The following is an 18,843-nucleotide window of genomic DNA, read 5'->3' as shown; positions in this document are numbered from 1 at the left end:
ATATCAATAGTTTTCGCGCCAACCCGATATACCGCCCGCACCCTAGAAGGGTGGGGCTAACGGTACAAAGCCCACCTTCGTGGGCTAATTTTCTTCAGCCCACGTACGAGGAAGTCGTTCCCGTTCCCCGAAGGGGTTCCCGCAGGGTAGGGTAGGTGGGCTTCGTTTATTTAGCTACAGGCTTGTAGCCTGTGGGCGTTATTTGGGCATAGAGGGAGGGAAATATATATTTGTTGATCAATATGGCAAATTAAGGGCAATGTCGAGGAATTTTACGCAATTATATTTGCATTGTGTGTGGGGAACTTGGGATAGATTACCGCTAGTAACTAAAGATATTCAAGAGATTATTTATGCGGCGATCGCTAAACAGTGCAGCGACTTAAAATGTACCCTTATAGCCATTGGTGGTGTTGCAGATCATGTACATCTTCTGACAAATTTTCCACCTAGCTTAACTGTGTCTGAACTCATAGGCAAAGTCAAAGGACGTTCTTCTCATCTGATTACCCATGAAATAAAAACCAATTCTCTGTTCAAATGGCAAGGTGGTTATGGTGCATTCACCGTCAGCAGCCAAAATATTCAGCAAGTAGAAAATTACATCAAAAATCAAGCCACACACCACAATCAAAAAACTCTTGTTAACGACTGGGAACTTTAACCATCTAGCCCACGCAGGTGGGGTAAGATCTCTCACTTATTCTGACATCCCGCCGTCACCCATACATGGATACGGGGCTAGAAATGCTTTTCAATTAAAATCTCTCACTTATTCCGACATCCCGCCGTCACCCATACATGAATATGGGGCTAGAAATGCTTTTCAATTAAAATCTCTCACTTATTCTGACATCCCGCCGTCACCCTGGAAGGGTGCGGCTAATCGAACAAAGCCTGCCAAGGCAGGCTAAGAAATTCAGCCTGCCTTGGCAGGCTTCGTATCGATAGCCCCAGGCTTCCAGCCTGCGGGCGGTATATCGGGTTAGCGCGAGAACTGTTGCAATCTGTATTCACCAACAGTATCCTACCCACGGTGCAAGCATTTTTCTTTTCGCGATAACATATAAGCGCAAAGCTTCTATCTGTGGGTGGATATGTAATGATGCCTATACGTCAAACCTTATCCAAGTCTGACATTCAACTGTCTTATTTAGAGTGGCACCAAGGACAAGAACCCTTATTACTATTACACGGCTTAGCTGACCATGCCCTAGTGTGGTCTAGCTTGGGGGATTATCTAGCCGCAGATTACCACATAGTTGCCCCAGATATGCGCGGTCATGGCGAAAGCAGTAAGCCGGAAGATGATTATAGTTTTACAAGTGCGATCGCGGATTTAGAAGCCCTCATGGATCGTTTAGGATGGTCTAGTGCCCATGTTGTCAGTCATTCATGGACAGGGAAATTAGCGGCGATTTGGGCCAGACAAAATCCCGAACGGTTGCGGAGTATGATTTTGGTAGATCCCATCTTTATTTGGAAAATGCCCAGCTACTTCAAACTGACTTTTCCCTTGTTGTACCGGGTTTTACCTTTTCTCAAAAGCATGGGGCCTTTTGCCAGTTATGAAGCCGCCGAACAACAAGCGCAACAGTTAAGCCAATATCAAGGATGGACTGACTTACACCAAAAAGTCTTTGCAGGGGGAATTGAACAAAAACCTGATGGTAGTTGGGGAAGTAAATTTACTATAGCCGCCCGCGATCGCATTTTTGCAGATGTCATGGACGTACCTGGGTTAACACAGCCAGTTTATCTCCCAACTCTCTTTGTACAACCCGAAAAAGGTGTAAATCGTCAAGATTGGCAACTAAAACCCTACAAAACTCATCTAAAAAACTTAAGCATCTGCCAAGTTCCCGGTAATCATTGGCCTTTCTTAACACAACCGGAAGCATTTAACCAGACTGTGGAAGCTTTCTTAAAAAGGCTGAAGGATGAAGTATGTTCGCGCAGCGTCCCGTAGGGAAGGATGAAGGATGAAGTATGAAGTATGAATAAAACTTTGTATCTTATTGACTTTTATTTCTAGACTTTCTAGTAAGACTAGCAATTTTTTTGTTTTTTCATATTTTATCCTTTATCCTACATCTTTAATCTTACCCATTAGCCGATCATGAGCCTTTGTATTAATCCCGTTTGTTCTCAACCCAATCAATCCGGACAGGGTGAACATCGCTTTTGCCAAAGTTGTGGTTCTCAGTTGCAACTGCTGGGACGCTATCGGGTGATGCGACTGTTATGTGACAAATCTGGCTTTAGTCAGGTTTATGAAGCATCCGAACAGGATACACCCAAAATCCTCAAGGTACTGAAGGAGGATATTTCTCATGAACCGAAGGTGGTAGAACTATTTCAGCAAGAGGTGACTGTGCTGAAACAGTTGAATCATCCGGGGATACCGAAAGTCGATGGCTACTTCCAATATCAAACCAGAAATGGTTTATTATTGCACTGTTTGGTAATGGAGAAAATCGACGGCATCAATTTAGACCAATGGCTAAAGCAACAGGAAAATTTCCCGATTTCCCAAACACAAGCGATCGCCTGGTTGAAACAGTTGCTAGAAATTTTAGTTGTATTACATGGTCAGCAATACCTGCATCGTGATATTAAACCATGTAATATTATGCTTCGCACTATACCAGATCCCCTTGGTAAGCAAGATGGGGGAGATTTGGTGTTAATTGATTTTGGCACAGCTAAAGAATTGGCTAAATCTTTCACTGGGGTGAACGCAATTTTATCATCTGGCTATAGCGCCCCAGAACAAATGCATGGCGAAGCTGTACCGCAGTCAGATTTTTTTGCTTTGGGACGTACCTTTGTATTTTTACTCACAGGATACCATCCCTTAGATATGTACGATATCCAACATAATGTTTTGCACTGGCGGAATCGTGCCAATCATGTCTCTACTTTATTATTAAATTTAATTGATTGGCTGATGTCCCCGGAAATCGCCAATCGTCCGGCTAATGCTCAAGAAATTTTACAGTCTTTAGCAGAAATAGAACAAATATTAACTACAAGTACAACTACAACTACAACGGTAAATTTACCGTCACATCACCAAACTGCACAGTTACCTGCGCCAGCTAGTGCAACTGTGTTATCCCCAGAAAAGTTGCCCGAAAAATTGCCCCTACTGGCATTAATAGCAGCATTACTAGCATCATTAGGATTACTGGGTTTAATCGCTTTATTTTTAGGAGGTATAAAATTTAATTCATTGCCTAATTATGGACAAGCACCAGAAAGGAAAGGCAAAGTAGATTACTTTCCTTATGAAGCAGGTAAGGATAGTCAAGGGAGAATTGCTGAATTTAACATTGCTGTTTTATCAATAGAATATAAATGGCTTTTAGGAAGTAATTTTCAAATTAAATATAACGATAAAATTATCAGTCTGGAAGCTTTAAAGTTAAATTTAGAACAAGAAGGTATCCAGACGATAATGGAAAATCCCAGTGAAATTGTCTCTGTAGGTACAGCTTCTTGTGAAGGTGATGTAGTAGTTGAACAACGCCGCGCTTTAGAACGTTCTCAGCAAATACAACTTTTAGTCAAAAAATTATTTAGTAATTCATCTAGTGTTAAGGGTTATCGTTTATTAAATTTGGGACAATTTCAACGCAGTGATTGTCAGGCAACTCAAGATTTAACTGCATATCAAAGAAGTATTATTATTATTGGTGTGAAGAAGCAATCAGAAGGTGTGATTCTGGATGAAGCGCTGAGGAATCGGTTAGAGAAGAAACCTTTTGCTGATTTTAAGTTAGAGGATTATTCTTTGGGTTCGCCACAGAAGTTTAAGACAATACCGAGTAATTTGTAGGAAATTTGTGTTGGGAGTAAGCAGCAGGGAGGGGAGATTCATAGGTGTCAACTTAAGTCAAAACGCTTATTCCACAGGCATTTTACCCCACCCCTCAATCCCCTCCCCGTAAACGGGGAGGGGAGGTTTTGCGTCAGCAAAGCCGGGGTGGGGTGACGCGGATCATGATGTTAAGTGAGAGAATTTTTAATTTTTAATTGTTTAAGCTCCCATGCCAGAATAATGCTTTAAACCCATGCGCCAAAGCCAGCGATTCAGACAAAAAAAGATGAATATCCAAGCTATAAGGGATAAAAATCCTCGCCCTAAATCTACAGGTTGCCCAATCAAAATATTGGCGGGAAAATCAACTAAATAAGGAAAAGGTGTCCACAGAAGTACGGCTCTGACACTTTCAGGAAATACTTCTAAGGGCGCAATCATCCCAGATAAAAATAAATAAAATAATAACCAAAGACTGTCTAAAGCAGTAGCTCTTTCTGTCCAAAAGGCGAACATTGCAAAGGTGTATTGAATAATAAACCTCAAAGTAAATGCTAGGATTACTGATAAGATAAATAATAACAAGTTACCCCAGCTTGGTAACCAAAATGCTTGGGGATAAAGGAGAAAAAATAATATTATTAATAAAAATGTAAACTGGAGGCGTGCAAATCTATCAGCAACATGGAAAGCAACATGATGCCATCCAGGGTCTAGAGGTTGTATTAACTTGGGCGAAAGTTTACCTTCAACTACTTCTTTTTGAAAGTCCCAAATTACCCAAACAGCAGTAAATTGTCTAATAATAAAAACTGCGAGAAAGTAACGGGCAAAATCTACAGGTGTGAAATTTAAGCGTCCACTCTGTGCAGCCTGTATCCAAATACCCATGAAAATAATAGGTAAAGAACCAGACAATACCCATAAAATCATTTCTGCTCGGTACTCAAGCAGATAGGCATAGTACACTGAAAGCAAAGTTAGAGCTTTTCTGATTATTTGTTTCATGGTTTGTCATTTGTCATTTGTCATTGGTCATTTGTCATTTGTCATTTGTCATTTGTCATTTGTCATTTGTCTTCCTTGTCTCCCTGATTCCAAATATGACATTTTCCAGCTTAACTGAAGTTTGGGTGCAAAATATCGCCAAAATTTTCAGTGTTGTTGTTACTACTAAGCCAAAATTAAAATAATCTGCTTATTTAACAGATATATGTCAAACTCGCTTAGGGCATCAACAGCAGGACTGGTAATTGTAGACAAAGCGCGATCGCGTCTGGGGTGGACGAAAACCAGTACAGCGCGTTGGTGGCAAGATGCGCATACTTCTAGGGCTACTTTACGGCGATTTTGGCAGGGCGATCGCATTCAACGAGAAATTTTTATTGCTATCTGTGACGCTGTGGGTATCGCTAACTGGGAAGCGATCGCCGATGCTTCACATGTAGAATCAGAAATGATTGCAGATATCTCTACGCCTTTCCTAGACTGGAATGAAGCGCCTGATGTGGAAAGTTTTTATGGGCGCGATCGCGAGTTAACTCAATTAGAACAATGGATTTTTGGCGGTTGTAAGTTGGTGATGATTGTTGGTATTGCTGGGATTGGGAAATCTGCTTTGACGCTGGCTTTAATTGATCGGATTCAATCACACTTTAATTGCTTGATTTGGAAATCGCTGCATTCTGCACCATCTCTCGATTCTCTCATAGATAGCTTGCTGACTAACTTTGAGTCAAGCACCGATCTCATTCACCATCTACAAAAACAGCGCTGTCTACTGATACTTGATGGGCTAGATGCAGATGTGAGCGCTTATAATCAATTTATCCAAAAAATTAGCCGCGATCGCCATCAAAGTTGTATTATCATCACCAGCCGCGAATCACCACAGATAGAAGTTGACAGCAAAACAGTCCGCTGTTTAAACCTGAAGGGTTTAGCGAAAGCAGAAGCTGTAGAATTATGGCGATCGCGTGGATTTACAGGAAAAGAAATCGGACTATCAGCTTTAATTCAACTTTATCGCGGTAATCCCTTGGCTCTGAAACTGGTAACCCCGTTGATTCAGTTGGTGTTTGGGGGAAATGTGGCGGCATTTTTGACTCAAAATACTCTGGTGATTGGCGATCGCTTACGAGATATTTTAAAACAACAGTTTGCGCAACTGAGCGATTTAGAGCAAGATATTCTCTATTGGTTAGCAATTTGGCGAGAACCTGTTGCTTTTGCGCGATTGCAGACTCATCTGTTAATCTCCATCGATCCGGCTATGGTGTTGGAAGCAATTATGGCTTTAGAAAGGCGATCGCTTTTGGAAAAATGGATTGGTACAGGGGAAATCTCCTTTAGTTTGCAGCCTTTGGTGATGAAAGTAGTTAACGATGAGTTAGTGGAACACGCTGCGCAAGAAATTCAACAGGTAGTGCAGAGTCAAGATTTACGCCATTTTAAAATCCTGCGGACTCATTGGTTACTGCGACCTGGTACTGATGATATTGCAGGCGATCGCATTTTGCATCAACTCCGGGAAAATCTCTGGCGGGTGTATGGTGTCACTCTCCCCCAAACCCTGGAGCAAATTCTCTTGCTGTTAAAGGATCAATCGACCTTAGCAATTGGTTACATTGCTTGTAATTTAGCAGCAATCCTGAAGCAGTTGAGCATACTTTCATGAAAAAATTCTCAACAGTCAACAGTCAATAGTCTGTAGGGGCGGGTTCTGTGACATACGTGTCAACTTAACGTGAAACCCTTATCAAGACGTGATGCGTGAATTAAATCACCTACCATCAAGATCCACGTTACCCCACCCCGGCTTTGCTCAAGCAAAACCTCCCCTCCCCTTGCCAAGGGGAGGGGATTGAGGGGTGGGGTAAAGTGCCTGTGGAATAAGCCTTTTAACTTAAGTTGACACCAATGGTTATGTGATATCTTTACACAGAAAACAGATATGTCGGTTAAACCCGCCCCTACAACACTCAACAGTCAACAGTCAAAACTCTTTTCAACCTAGGTGATTGCTGCCCTTTGACTTATTGCAGAGCATTAATTAGGTAGTCAAAGTAAGCGCCAACTTCACCGACATCTTCAGCAGACAACATCGAGGTAGCGATGTTCTTCATGGCACGGACACTTTCGGCAACGGACTCAATGGGAGTGCCGAGGGATCTGTACATTTGGTGAACACCAACGACTCCAATCTCTTGAATTGGCATAGTATCTCCAGCTGCAACACAGTAAGTGATCAACCGCAGGTAGTAATCCATATCCCGCAGGCAGGTGGCAGTCATATTTTCGCCGTAGGCATTACCACCTGGAGAAACCAGGTTGGGACGCTTTTGGAACAGTTGCTTTCCAGCTTCCTTAATAATGCGATCGCGGCTTTGAGTTAAACTTTGTACCAGGCGTAGACGGCGCTCACTGCTCTTGACAAATATCTTGATTTGCTCTAGTTCTCCAGGCGTGAAATAGCGAACCTCAGCATCTGCATTGACAATTATCTTCGTAATAATACTCATGAGTTAACTCCTGAAAGATTTAAATTAGGTCTATCGGCAACGGTTAATTTTTTTGCACTTTGAACCTGGGAGAGTAAACTGTGCAGTTTTTCACCCTCGATTACTTCTGTCTCTAAAAGTTGAGTGGCGATCGCTTCTAGCAAGTCTCGGTTGAGCTTGAGTGTATCCAAAGCTTGCTGATGAGCCGTTTCCACAATTTCCTTCACCTCACGATCAATTGCCCTTGCTGTTTCCTCACTCATCATCCGGCGGGGATTGGGCATCCCATCGCCTAGGAACATTGGTTGTTGTCCCTGTTGGTATGCTTGCGGCCCTAAAATTTTACTCATTCCGTAGGTAGTTACCATCCGCTCTGCCAGATCCGTCGCCCGCTGCAAATCATTGGCTGCACCAGTAGTAATACTGTTAAACACAATCTCTTCAGCTGAGCGTCCACCGAGCAATGTAGCAATTTGACCCCGAAGTTCGGCTTCGTCCATGAGGAACCGATCTTCTGTTGGCAATTGCAGCGTGTAACCCAGTGCTGCCATACCCCGTGGTACAATAGAAATCTTCTCAATTCGACCACTGTCGGTCATCAGAGAACCGACCAAGGCATGACCAACTTCGTGGTAAGCGACAATCTTCTTTTCCTTGTCGTTGAGGACACGGCTTTTCTTTTCCAGACCTGCCACTACCCGCTCGATCGCTTCAGCAAAGTCTGACTGTGCCACCATTTGACGTTGATTGCGGGCTGCTAACAGTGCGGCTTCATTCACTAGGTTTGCCAAGTCTGCCCCAGCAAAACCAGGAGTACGAGTGGCGATCGCTTTCAAATTTACATCCTCACCCAGCTTTACTTTCCGCGCATGGATTTTGAGAATTGCTTCTCGCCCCGATAACTCTGGGCGATCGACCAACACCTGACGGTCAAATCGACCAGGACGCAACAAAGCCGGGTCTAATACTTCCGGGCGATTTGTGGCTGCCAGCACAATCACTGTGGCATTTTCCACTGAAAACCCGTCCATTTCTGCTAGCAACTGGTTAAGTGTCTGTTCCCGCTCATCATTGCCGCCGTAGAACCCACCACTGCTGCGAGACTTGCCGATCGCATCCAGTTCATCAATGAACACGATGCAGGGAGCCTGTTTCTTTGCCTGCTCAAACAGATCGCGGACTCGGGAAGAACCCACACCAACAAAAAGTTCTACAAACTCAGAGCCAGAGATACTGAAGAACGGCACGCCTGCTTCCCCAGCCACTGCTTTAGCCAGCAGTGTTTTACCAGTCCCCGGTGGCCCTACCAGCAACACTCCTTTGGGAATCCGCGCCCCAATCTGGGTGTAACGCCCTGGAGTCTTGAGGAAATCCACAACTTCAACCAACTCAGTCTTAGCTTCCTCTACCCCAGCTACATCGGCAAAGGTTATTTTGGCAGATTCTCCCTCGACATAAACTTTGGCTTTGCTCTTACCAATCGAGAGAACACCTTGGGGGCCACCACCACCCCGTCTGATAAAAAACTGCCAGATTGCTACAAATATTAATGGTGGAATCACCCAGCCCAGAAGACTGGTAAACCAGGCATTCTTGGGCGGAGGAGCAGCGGCAAATTCAACACTCTTTTCTTCTAACAACTTGGGCAATCCCAAATCAAAGATGGGTGTAGTAGAGAACACTTGCCCAGCCTGGTTATCAACCGTTTTCAATTGAAACTGAATCTGGTTTTGACCAACTTGCACCCGCTCAACTTCCCCCGCCTGCACCTGATGGATGAACAGGCTATAGGGAACACCAGGAATCTGAGGGCCGAAGACAAAAGGTAAGATAAAATTTGCGATCAGGAAAAAAGCTGCCAGCGCCAGAAGAATGTTACCGATCAGGCGGGAAGGAGTGGGAGTTGGTTGTTCTTTTATTGGCATCGCTATTACTTATCATTTAAAAAGCTTTATTTAACTGTTGCCGATGTGATAACCTCGGAGAATTTTTGCTCGTTTCTACCGCGATTGGCATCAGCAACAGCTTGAGAGCATTACCGAAATACTAGGTATTACTGGCAGAGAACCCTTCGGTTGGATAGTCGATTGCTTTCCAGGCGGCTAGACCATCCAACAGTTCAGCAACATTTTTATACCCCGCCGCACGCAGATTCAATGCGGCTTCGGCAGTTTGCTCATTCGTCTCACCGTAAACATAAATGTCGCGGATTAGTTCAAAATTAGCGATCGCACGGGTAACTAGTTCGTTGATGGGAATCGAAACGGCTCCCATAATGTGGGTGGCGTTGAAGGCTTTGCGATCTCTGACATCAACAATTGTCAAGGCTGGTTCGCCCCAATCAAGACGCTCTTTGAGACTGGTAACGCTGGACTTATCCGCGATCGGTTTAGGAATGCGAATGAATTTAGAAATGATGTTCATATTTCACCTTTGGTATATTACCAACAGCAGTTAATTTGAGGCAGTGTAAAATAGGTCAGTATCACAACAGGACAACTGCTGACCTACAAAATATTCCAGAAGTGAAGCAAACCTTGACCAGAAAACACTTCAATCAAAACGGCAGATATGAAGCCAATCATTGCTAAACGACCGTTCCAGAGTTCAGTCTGAGGTGTAAATCCCCAAAGCCAAGTGTTGCGCTTATTGCTCATTGAGGAAGTGATATTTGCGTTAGCTGACATGGTTAATGCTCCCAGTTTTTTGACTGTAATAAATTACTAATTTGTGCAAAATAAGGATTGCTTCGATGGTTTTACACAGAGACGAAATCTTGATCTAATTTCCACTCTTGTTTGAGAATTTCCTTATACATTGTTTCCCGAATCATCATGTGCTTATGCTGTAATATCAAGAATTCTTGAGCCTGTTCACGGGACATTTGCTTTACTTGATCGGTAAAGCTTCTGAGGCTAAATTGTTGCTCTAAAGTTAGTTCGATATCCTGATCCATAGTTGCCTTCTGTAACTCAATTAGGGGAAAAACTGTGAGTTCGATGTTTCACTAGCTAAGTCTTAGACTTCAATATTTCATTTTTCATTTGAATTTTTTGTTATACGTGTTATCGGCCCATCATGTCTGTTGGGGTCTTTCTTTTCCTTTTTAGTACCATCAGATTGCTTTTTGGGCTTTTTCGATTCTCTGTTGCCTTTTTTCTCTTTTGACATAATGATTTTCCTATCGAGGTTACGTTAATCTGCTTTTTGATTTCTAAGTCCTTAACGTTAGCAGCATGGTCGGATTTCTTACTAAGCCAAACATACCAATCACGCCTGATCAGATTTGCTAGAGCCGCTTTTTAAAACGTCTTTGCTCGTTTTTCTGGATACTGATAACAATTTGAAAAAAGAAGGCGACAAATGGTTAGTAGCACTACAATGTTGTGCCCTTATGAATAATTTATGTGTCGCAAAAATTATTTGAATTGGTATGAGTAAAGCTAAACCGAGGCTCATCCATCATCTACTTTCAAAGATTCGATGGCGTAGTTGTTCAGCCTACCGAATTCTTCAATCACTAAACCGCTTTTTATCAGTTTTGCTTTTTGGTTTTGTGATGTTTCATAAATTAAATTTAACACTTTTGTTACAAAATTGCAATGTTTATTGCCAAATAAAATAAATAATGATATTAAATTTTCGGTTAAGTGCCCCTATAAAATACAGCCAAAAATCTTCACTCCCCCGGCTTTGCTTGCCGCAACAAATAACTTTCTCAGCCGAACCGGATTGCATATCTGTTGAGTTATGGATAGCAAAATTACTCATTCTCATAGTTGCGTCAAAATCTTCCCCCCTAGGATATATGCCAAAGGGAATAGGTAAATAAAATTAGGAAATATTTACTTGAAAAAATCGCCGTGAAGCAGCTATCCTCTAGACGATGCAAAGGCTATCATTGGCTAAGTGAGGCTCCAACAAGTGTGGTAAAACTCTTGTTTCATGGATAGAGGTATGGGCGTTAAGTTAGCCCCATCCTAGATCGTGCCAATTATGAAGTTAACAGTATTCCCCAAGCCAAAATGGGGAGAAAAAAATATATATAAAATAAATTCCTAAAGGATAGGATAATGACCACTGAACAGTTAATTAGAGAAAGCGACAACCTAGACCTAAAACAGCTATTGAAAACGTTAAATGCTGTAAAAAAAGGCGATTTTTCTGCTCGGATGCCCATTGAGCAAACAGGGATAGCGGGGAAAATTGCGGATACACTTAATGATATTATTGAGCAGAATGAGCGCATGGCAGCGGAGCTACAGCGCATCGGTAATGTTGTCGGTAAAGATGGTCATGTTTCCGAACGTGCTTCTTTAGGAAATGTTCGCGGTTCTTGGTTAAGTTGCGTTACTTCTGTCAACACCTTAATTACAGATTTAGTCCAACCAACCGCAGAAACTACAAGAGTAATTAGGGCGGTAGCTAATGGCGATTTATCCCAAACCATTGCCCCAGAAATTGAAGGTAGACCCCTGAAGGGAGAATTTCTGCAAACTGCCAATATTGTCAACACAATGGTAGATAGGCTTGGTTCCTTTGCATCGGAAGTTACCAGAGTAGCGCGGGAAGTGGGAACCGAAGGTAAATTAGGCGTACAAGCAGAAGTTCGGGGTGTGGCGGGGACTTGGAAGGATTTGACTGATAATGTCAATTTGATGGCGGGTAATCTGACTGGACAAGTGCGGAACATTGCAGAAGTTGCAACTGCGATCGCCAACGGTGACTTATCGAAGAAAATTACAGTTAATGTCAAAGGCGAAATTCTCGAGTTGAAAAACACCGTCAACACGATGGTGGATCAATTAAATTCCTTTGCGTCTGAGGTTACCAGAGTGGCGCGGGAAGTGGGAACGGAAGGTAAATTGGGCGTACAAGCTGAAGTTAGAGGTGTGGCGGGTACATGGAAAGATTTGACCGATAACGTCAACTTGATGGCTGGGAATTTGACAGCCCAAGTCCGGAATATTGCGGAAGTAACAACGGCTGTAGCCAATGGCGATTTATCCAAGAAAATTACTGTAAACGTTAAAGGCGAGATTTTAGAGTTGAAAAACACCGTCAACATCATGGTTGATCAACTCAACTCCTTTGCATCAGAAGTAACCAGGGTAGCGCGGGAAGTAGGCGCGGAAGGAAAATTAGGCGGTCAAGCAGAAGTGCGCGGTGTGGCGGGGACTTGGAAAGACTTAACCGACAGCGTGAATTTCATGGCGGGGAGTTTGACGGCGCAGGTGCGGAATATTGCCGAAGTGACGACGGCGGTGGCGAATGGCGATTTATCCAAGAAAATCACTGTCGATGTGAAGGGCGAAATTTTGGAGTTGAAAAATACCATCAACACGATGGTGGATCAATTAAACTCCTTTGCGTCGGAAGTAACCAGAGTGGCGCGAGAGGTGGGAACGGAAGGGAAACTCGGCGTACAAGCAGAAGTGCGGGGTGTGGCGGGTACGTGGAAAGACCTCACGGATAACGTCAACTTAATGGCTGGGAATTTGACGGCACAGGTGCGGAATATTGCGGAAGTGACAACGGCTGTGGCGAATGGCGACTTATCCAAGAAAATCACCGTAGATGTGAAAGGCGAAATTTTGGAGTTGAAAAACACCGTCAACATCATGGTGGATCAACTTAATTCCTTTGCATCAGAAGTTACCAGGGTGGCGCGGGAAGTAGGCGCGGAAGGAAAATTAGGCGGTCAAGCGGAAGTTCGCGGTGTGGCGGGTACGTGGAAGGATTTAACCGACAGCGTGAATTTCATGGCGGGTAGTTTGACGGCGCAGGTGCGGAATATTGCAGAAGTGACAACGGCGGTGGCGACGGGTGACTTATCCAAGAAAATCACCGTGGATGTGAAGGGCGAAATTTTGGAGTTGAAAAACACCATCAATACAATGGTGGATCAATTAAACTCCTTCGCGTCTGAGGTAACCAGGGTAGCGCGAGAGGTGGGAAGTGAAGGGAAACTGGGCGTACAAGCTGATGTGCGTGGTGTGGCGGGGACATGGAAAGACCTCACCGACAGCGTGAATTTCATGGCGGGAAGTTTAACAGCCCAGGTGCGGAATATTGCAGAAGTGACAACGGCGGTGGCGACGGGTGATTTATCTAAGAAAATTACTGTGGATGTGAAAGGCGAAATTTTGGAGTTGAAAAACACCATCAATACAATGGTGGATCAACTGAGTTCCTTTGCATCGGAAGTCACCAGGGTAGCGCGAGAGGTGGGAACTGAAGGAAAACTCGGCGTACAAGCCGAAGTGCGCGGTGTGGCGGGAACCTGGAAAGACTTAACAGGTGCGGTGAATATGATGGCGGGGAACCTCACCGACCAAGTAAGGAATATAGCAGAAGTTGCGACTGCGATCGCAAATGGTGACTTATCCAAAAAAATCACTGTCCAAGTTAAAGGCGAAATTTTGGAATTGAAAAACACCATCAATATAATGGTGGATCAATTAAATTCCTTCGCTTCTGAGGTAACTAGGGTAGCGCGAGAGGTGGGAAGCGAAGGTAAATTGGGTGTACAAGCCGATGTACGCGGTGTGGCGGGAACCTGGAAAGACTTAACCGACAGCGTGAATTTCATGGCGGGAAGTTTAACCGCCCAAGTGCGGAACATCGCCGCAGTTACCACCGCCGTGGCGAATGGCGACTTATCCAAGAAAATTTCTGTGGATGTCAAAGGGGAAATTTTGGAGTTGAAAAACACCGTCAACACGATGGTGGATCAATTAAACTCCTTCGCATCGGAGGTAACCAGGGTAGCGCGAGAGGTGGGAACCGAAGGAAAATTGGGCGTACAAGCTGAGGTGAAAGGAGTCGCGGGAACTTGGAAAGACCTCACCGACAGCGTAAACTTCATGGCGGGTAGTTTAACAGCCCAAGTGCGGAATATCGCGGAAGTAACTACAGCTGTCGCGAATGGTGATTTATCCAAGAAAATCACCGTCGATGTGAAGGGCGAAATTTTGGAGTTGAAAAACACCATCAATACAATGGTGGATCAATTAAATTCCTTTGCCTCGGAAGTAACGCGGGTAGCAAGGGAGGTGGGAACGGAAGGTAAATTAGGCGTACAAGCTTATGTCCGGGGTGTGGCGGGAACGTGGAAAGACCTCACCGACAATGTAAACTCAATGGCGGGTAACTTAACAGCCCAAGTGCGGAACATTGCGGAAGTTACCAAGGCGGTGGCGAATGGCGACTTATCGAAGAAAATCACCGTAGATGTGCGCGGGGAAATTTTGGAGTTGAAAGACACCATCAATACAATGGTCGATCAACTCAGTTCCTTTGCTTCCGAAGTAACGCGAGTGGCGCGGGAAGTGGGAACGGAAGGAAAATTAGGCGGACAAGCCCAAGTTCAAGGTGTGGCGGGAACTTGGAAGGATTTAACTGATAATGTCAACTCGATGGCGGGTAACTTAACAGCCCAAGTGCGGGGTATCGCCAGAGTTGTAACGGCGGTGGCGAATGGGGACTTGAAACGCAAATTAATGCTGGATGCGAAGGGAGAAATTGAAACCCTCGCCGAAACAATCAACGAAATGATTGATACCCTAGCAACTTTTGCCAATCAGGTAACTACAGTAGCGCGGGAAGTGGGAATTGAAGGAAAATTAGGCGGACAAGCCAGAGTACCTGGGGCGGCGGGTACTTGGAAAGATTTGACAGATAACGTCAACGAACTGGCTGCAACATTAACTACACAGCTAAGAGCGATCGCAGAAGTTGCAACTGCGGTAACTAAGGGCGATTTAACTCGGTCGATTGCGGTGGAAGCTTTAGGGGAAGTGGCTATCCTCAAAGACAACATCAACCAAATGATCGCTAACCTGCGGGAGACTACCCAGAAAAATACTGAACAGGATTGGTTAAAAACAAACCTCGCTAAGTTTACGCGCATGTTGCAAGGTCAGCGTGATTTAGAAACTGTATCTAAACTCATCCTCTCAGAATTAGCGCCGTTAGTAGGTGCGCAACATGGCGTATTCTACATGATGGAAGCCGCAGATCATCAGGCTTTCCTCAAATTATTGAGTAGCTATGCTTACCGGGAACGGAGACATTTAGCTAACCGCTTCTACCTGGGTGAAGGTTTGGTAGGACAATGCGCTTTGGAAAAAGAAAGAATTCTGTTAACAGATATACCAAGTGATTATGTGAAAATTAGCTCAGGTTTAGGAGAAGCTTCACCCCTGAATGCCGTTGTCTTACCTGTGTTATTTGAAGGACAAGTGACAGCAGTCATTGAATTAGCTTCCTTCCGCCGCTTTAGCGAGATACATTTAACCTTCTTTGATCAGCTTACCGAAAGTATTGCGATCGTCTTAAATACGATCGCAGCTTCCATGCGCACCGAAGAATTACTCAAACAATCCCAATCGTTAGCCGAAGAACTGCAAACCCAGCAAAACGAACTCCGGGAAACCAACAAGCGGCTAGAACAGCAAGCTCAATCACTCAAAGCTTCCGAAGATTTACTCAAAGGACAGCAAGAAGAACTCCAACAAACCAACGCTGAATTAGAAGAAAAAGCCGAATTGTTGGCGTTGCAAAAAAAAGAAGTTGAGCGAAAGAATTTAGAGATTGAACAAGCTAGGCGTTCTTTGGAAGAGAAAGCCGAACAACTAGCCCTCTCATCTAAATATAAATCCGAATTTCTGGCGAATATGTCCCACGAATTGCGGACACCGCTAAACAGCTTGTTAATTTTGGCGCGACTGTTAGCAGATAACACCGAAGGTAACCTAACAGGTAAGCAAATTGAATATAGTCAAACAATTTACTCTGCTGGTACTGACTTATTGACTTTAATTAATGACATTTTGGATTTGGCGAAAATTGAATCTGGAACCATGTCAATTGACATGCACCAGATGTTATTTTCTGAGTTAGGCGATCAACTAGAACGTACCTTTGGGCAAATCGCTCAAAACAAAGGACTGAGCTTTAAAATTGAACTTGCTCCCAACTTACCCAAAACCCTTTACACCGATAGCAAACGCTTACAGCAAGTCTTAAAGAATTTACTTTCCAACGCCTTTAAATTTACTGAACGTGGCGAAGTCTGCTTGCGGGTTGAGGTAGCGAAACAGGGTTGGAGTGTTACCCAAGAAACCTTGAATCGCGCCCACAGTGTTATTGCTTTCTCTGTCAGGGATACAGGTATAGGAATTGCGCCAGATAAACAGAAAGTAATTTTTGAAGCCTTCCAACAAGCCGATGGGAGTACTAGTAGAAAATACGGTGGTACAGGATTAGGCTTGTCAATTAGCCGCGAAATCGCCCGCTTATTTGGTGGGGAAATTAAACTTGTCAGTGAACTCAATCAAGGTAGTACCTTTACTTTCTACCTCCCGCAAACTAGTCCAGAGTTACGGGGATTAAGTTCTGAGACTTTAACACCAAGAACAAATTCCAGCCCCCAGTTCCTCACCCCTAGTCACAATTCCGCCGCTTTGAATGACGATCGCGCTATCCTGGCAGAAGACGATCGCATCTTATTAATAGTGGAAGATGACATTAATTTTGCCCGTATCCTCTTAGATATGGCACGAGAGCAAGGATTTAAGGTAATTACCGCCCAAAATGGCAATATTGGACTCTCCCTAGCCCAGCAATATCATCCTTCAGCAATTTTATTAGATATCCGCTTACCAGAAATGGACGGTTGGACAGTGCTAGACAGGCTAAAACATAACCCTAACACCCGTCACATACCCGTACATATCATCACCGTCGAAGAAGGAAGACAACGGGGTTTACAACTCGGTGCGATCGCATATTTACAAAAGCCCTTAACCAGCGAGGTGATTTCCGAAGCCTTAACTAAAATTAAAGGCTTTATTGAACGACGGGTAAAAAACCTGCTAGTAGTAGAAGACGACGACACCCAACGCCACAGCATTGTCGAATTGATTGGAAATAACGACGTAACTACCACGGCTGTGGATACAGGTGCAACCGCCTTAGAAGCCATTCGCAATCAGCATTTTGATTGTCTGGTGCTGGATTTAGGCTTACCAGATATGACTGGTTTTGAATTAATCGAGCAGATCAAACTGCTACCCAATGGGAAAACTTTACCGATAATCGTTTATACAGGTCAAGAACTGAGTAGAACCCAAGAAACAGAACTGCGACGGTTAGCGGATACAATCATTGTCAAAGATGTGCGATCGCCAGAACGCCTGTTAGATGAAACTGCATTATTTTTACACCGAGTCCAAGCAAATTTACCAGCACCAAAACGCGAAATACTCGAACAGCTACACTCTAGAGACTATTTACTCACAAACAAGAAAGTCTTAATTGTCGATGACGATGTCCGTAACATCTTCGCCTTAACAAGTATGCTAGAGCGTTATCAAATGCAGGTAGTATATGCAGAGAATGGTAGAGAAGGAATTGCCCTGTTAGAAAATACACCAGACATTGATATTGTGTTGATGGACGTAATGATGCCAGAAATGGACGGTTATGAAACAACCAGGCTAATCCGCCAAAACAATAAATTGCGCACCCTACCGATTATTGCCCTCACCGCCAAAGCCATGCAAGGCGATCGCGAAAAATGTATCGCCGCCGGCGCATCTGATTACATCACTAAGCCTGTAGATACAGAACAGTTGCTTTCTTTATTGCGCGTTTGGTTATATAGGTAAGTGTTGCCCCATACCCAATGCCATTAGAAGAAATCGAAATTCACCTTTTGCTAGAGGGCATATACCGTTACTATGGTTTAGATTTTCGGAATTATGCCCTAGCTTCTCTTAAACGTCGCATTTGGAAGACCATTCATGCGGAAAATTTAACCACCATATCTGGCTTACAAGAAAAAGTCCTGCACGATCAAGAATGTATGGAAAGATTTTTACTGAATCTTTCCGTCCATGTAACTTCGATGTTTCGTGATGCTAGTTTTTATTTGGCTTTTAGAAAGACAGTTATCCCCCTATTAAAAACTTACCCTTTTATTCGGATTTGGCACGCAGGTTGTTCTACTGGCGAAGAAGTCTACTCTATGGCAATTTTGCTGCAAGAAGAAGGACTTTACCATCGTTCTCGCCTTTATGCCACAGACATGAATGAAATGGTATTACGCAAAGCTAAAGATGGCATTTTTCCTTTAGAATTAATGCAGAAGTATACCCATAATTACTTGCAAGCAGGAGGTACAACTTATTTTTCCGAATATTACACAGCCGCCTACGACAGCGCTATCTTTCGCTCATCCCTAAAAGAAAATATTGTTTTTTCACCGCATAACTTGGTAACAGACAGTTCTTTTAATGAATTTAATGTTATCTTGTGTCGCAACGTCTTAATCTACTTTGATAAAACCCTGCAACAGAGGGTACATCATTTACTTTACGAAAGCCTAATTAGGTTTGGCATTTTAGGTTTAGGACGACAAGAAACGCTGAAGTTCACACCTTATGAAAAACAGTATGAACCCTTAGATGCCCGCGAGAAGCTTTACAGGAGGATTAGTTAGGATAAAAAATATGC

General features: G+C 43.7%; 13 protein-coding genes. 6 read left to right on the top strand and 7 right to left on the bottom strand.

Annotated features, from left to right (window positions below):
• The first annotated feature begins 259 nt into the window (after positions 1 to 259).
• The 3 genes from tnpA to AACU32_RS08540 all read left to right on the top strand — a co-directional run bounded on the left by tnpA (position 260) and on the right by AACU32_RS08540 (position 3,841).
• Positions 260 to 664, top strand: coding sequence for an IS200/IS605 family transposase (gene tnpA / locus AACU32_RS08550; RefSeq protein WP_096599186.1), 405 nt, complete (start codon positions 260 to 262; stop codon positions 662 to 664).
• Between the two features lie 441 nt (positions 665 to 1,105).
• Complete coding sequence (locus AACU32_RS08545) at positions 1,106 to 1,969, top strand: alpha/beta fold hydrolase (protein WP_096607917.1); 864 nt, start codon at positions 1,106 to 1,108, stop codon at positions 1,967 to 1,969.
• Positions 1,970 to 2,119: 150 nt separating this feature from the next.
• Positions 2,120 to 3,841: a serine/threonine protein kinase gene (locus tag AACU32_RS08540; protein WP_096599185.1), complete on the top strand. Its 1,722-nt coding sequence runs from the start codon at positions 2,120 to 2,122 to the stop codon at positions 3,839 to 3,841.
• A gap of 201 nt (positions 3,842 to 4,042) precedes the next feature.
• On the opposite strand, the gene AACU32_RS08535 is transcribed toward AACU32_RS08540, so the two are convergent.
• Entirely contained in the window at positions 4,043 to 4,831 is a 789-nt protein-coding gene (locus AACU32_RS08535) for an ABC transporter permease (RefSeq protein ID WP_096599184.1), read from the bottom strand.
• Positions 4,832 to 5,036: 205 nt separating this feature from the next.
• On the opposite strand from AACU32_RS08535, the gene AACU32_RS08530 reads away from it, so the two are divergent.
• Entirely contained in the window at positions 5,037 to 6,500 is a 1,464-nt protein-coding gene (locus AACU32_RS08530; RefSeq protein ID WP_096599183.1) for an ATP-binding protein, read from the top strand.
• A 358-nt stretch (positions 6,501 to 6,858) separates the two neighbouring features.
• Here the strand turns inward: AACU32_RS08530 and AACU32_RS08525 are convergent, their stop codons facing one another.
• The 6 genes from AACU32_RS08525 to AACU32_RS08500 all read right to left on the bottom strand — a co-directional run bounded on the left by AACU32_RS08525 (position 6,859) and on the right by AACU32_RS08500 (position 10,494).
• Positions 6,859 to 7,344: an allophycocyanin gene (locus AACU32_RS08525; RefSeq protein ID WP_096599182.1), complete on the bottom strand. Its 486-nt coding sequence runs from the start codon at positions 7,342 to 7,344 to the stop codon at positions 6,859 to 6,861.
• Positions 7,341 to 9,248, bottom strand: a complete 1,908-nt coding sequence (gene ftsH4, locus AACU32_RS08520) for an ATP-dependent zinc metalloprotease FtsH (RefSeq protein ID WP_096599181.1) — start codon at positions 9,246 to 9,248, stop codon at positions 7,341 to 7,343. Before ftsH4 ends, AACU32_RS08525 begins: the two co-directional genes overlap by 4 nt.
• A 121-nt stretch (positions 9,249 to 9,369) precedes the next feature.
• Positions 9,370 to 9,747, bottom strand: coding sequence for a rhodanese-like domain-containing protein (locus tag AACU32_RS08515; RefSeq protein WP_096599180.1), 378 nt, complete (start codon positions 9,745 to 9,747; stop codon positions 9,370 to 9,372).
• A gap of 83 nt (positions 9,748 to 9,830) precedes the next feature.
• A complete protein-coding gene (locus tag AACU32_RS08510) occupies positions 9,831 to 10,010 on the bottom strand; it encodes a high light inducible protein (protein ID WP_096599179.1) in 180 nt (59 codons plus the stop codon).
• A gap of 71 nt (positions 10,011 to 10,081) precedes the next feature.
• Positions 10,082 to 10,279 (bottom strand): NblA/ycf18 family protein, encoded by a 198-nt coding sequence (locus AACU32_RS08505; RefSeq protein ID WP_096599178.1) that lies wholly within the window; start codon positions 10,277 to 10,279, stop codon positions 10,082 to 10,084.
• 77 nt (positions 10,280 to 10,356) lie between these two features.
• A complete protein-coding gene (locus AACU32_RS08500) occupies positions 10,357 to 10,494 on the bottom strand; it encodes a hypothetical protein (RefSeq protein WP_339377659.1) in 138 nt (45 codons plus the stop codon).
• A gap of 902 nt (positions 10,495 to 11,396) precedes the next feature.
• Between AACU32_RS08500 and AACU32_RS08495 the strand changes: the two genes are divergently transcribed.
• Both AACU32_RS08495 and AACU32_RS08490 read left to right on the top strand, forming a co-directional pair.
• Positions 11,397 to 17,996: a HAMP domain-containing protein gene (locus AACU32_RS08495; protein WP_096599177.1), complete on the top strand. Its 6,600-nt coding sequence runs from the start codon at positions 11,397 to 11,399 to the stop codon at positions 17,994 to 17,996.
• Between the two features lie 17 nt (positions 17,997 to 18,013).
• The gene (locus tag AACU32_RS08490) at positions 18,014 to 18,829 is read left to right on the top strand and encodes a CheR family methyltransferase (RefSeq protein ID WP_096599176.1); all 816 of its coding nucleotides are present in this window, start codon (positions 18,014 to 18,016) and stop codon (positions 18,827 to 18,829) included.
• Positions 18,830 to 18,843 lie beyond the last annotated feature (14 nt).

This window comes from Calothrix sp. NIES-2100 (assembly GCF_963875285.1).
GTDB lineage: Bacteria > Cyanobacteriota > Cyanobacteriia > Cyanobacteriales > Nostocaceae > Aulosira.
Note: the sequence above shows the minus strand (reverse complement) of the source record. Positions and strands in the feature narration are given on the sequence as shown.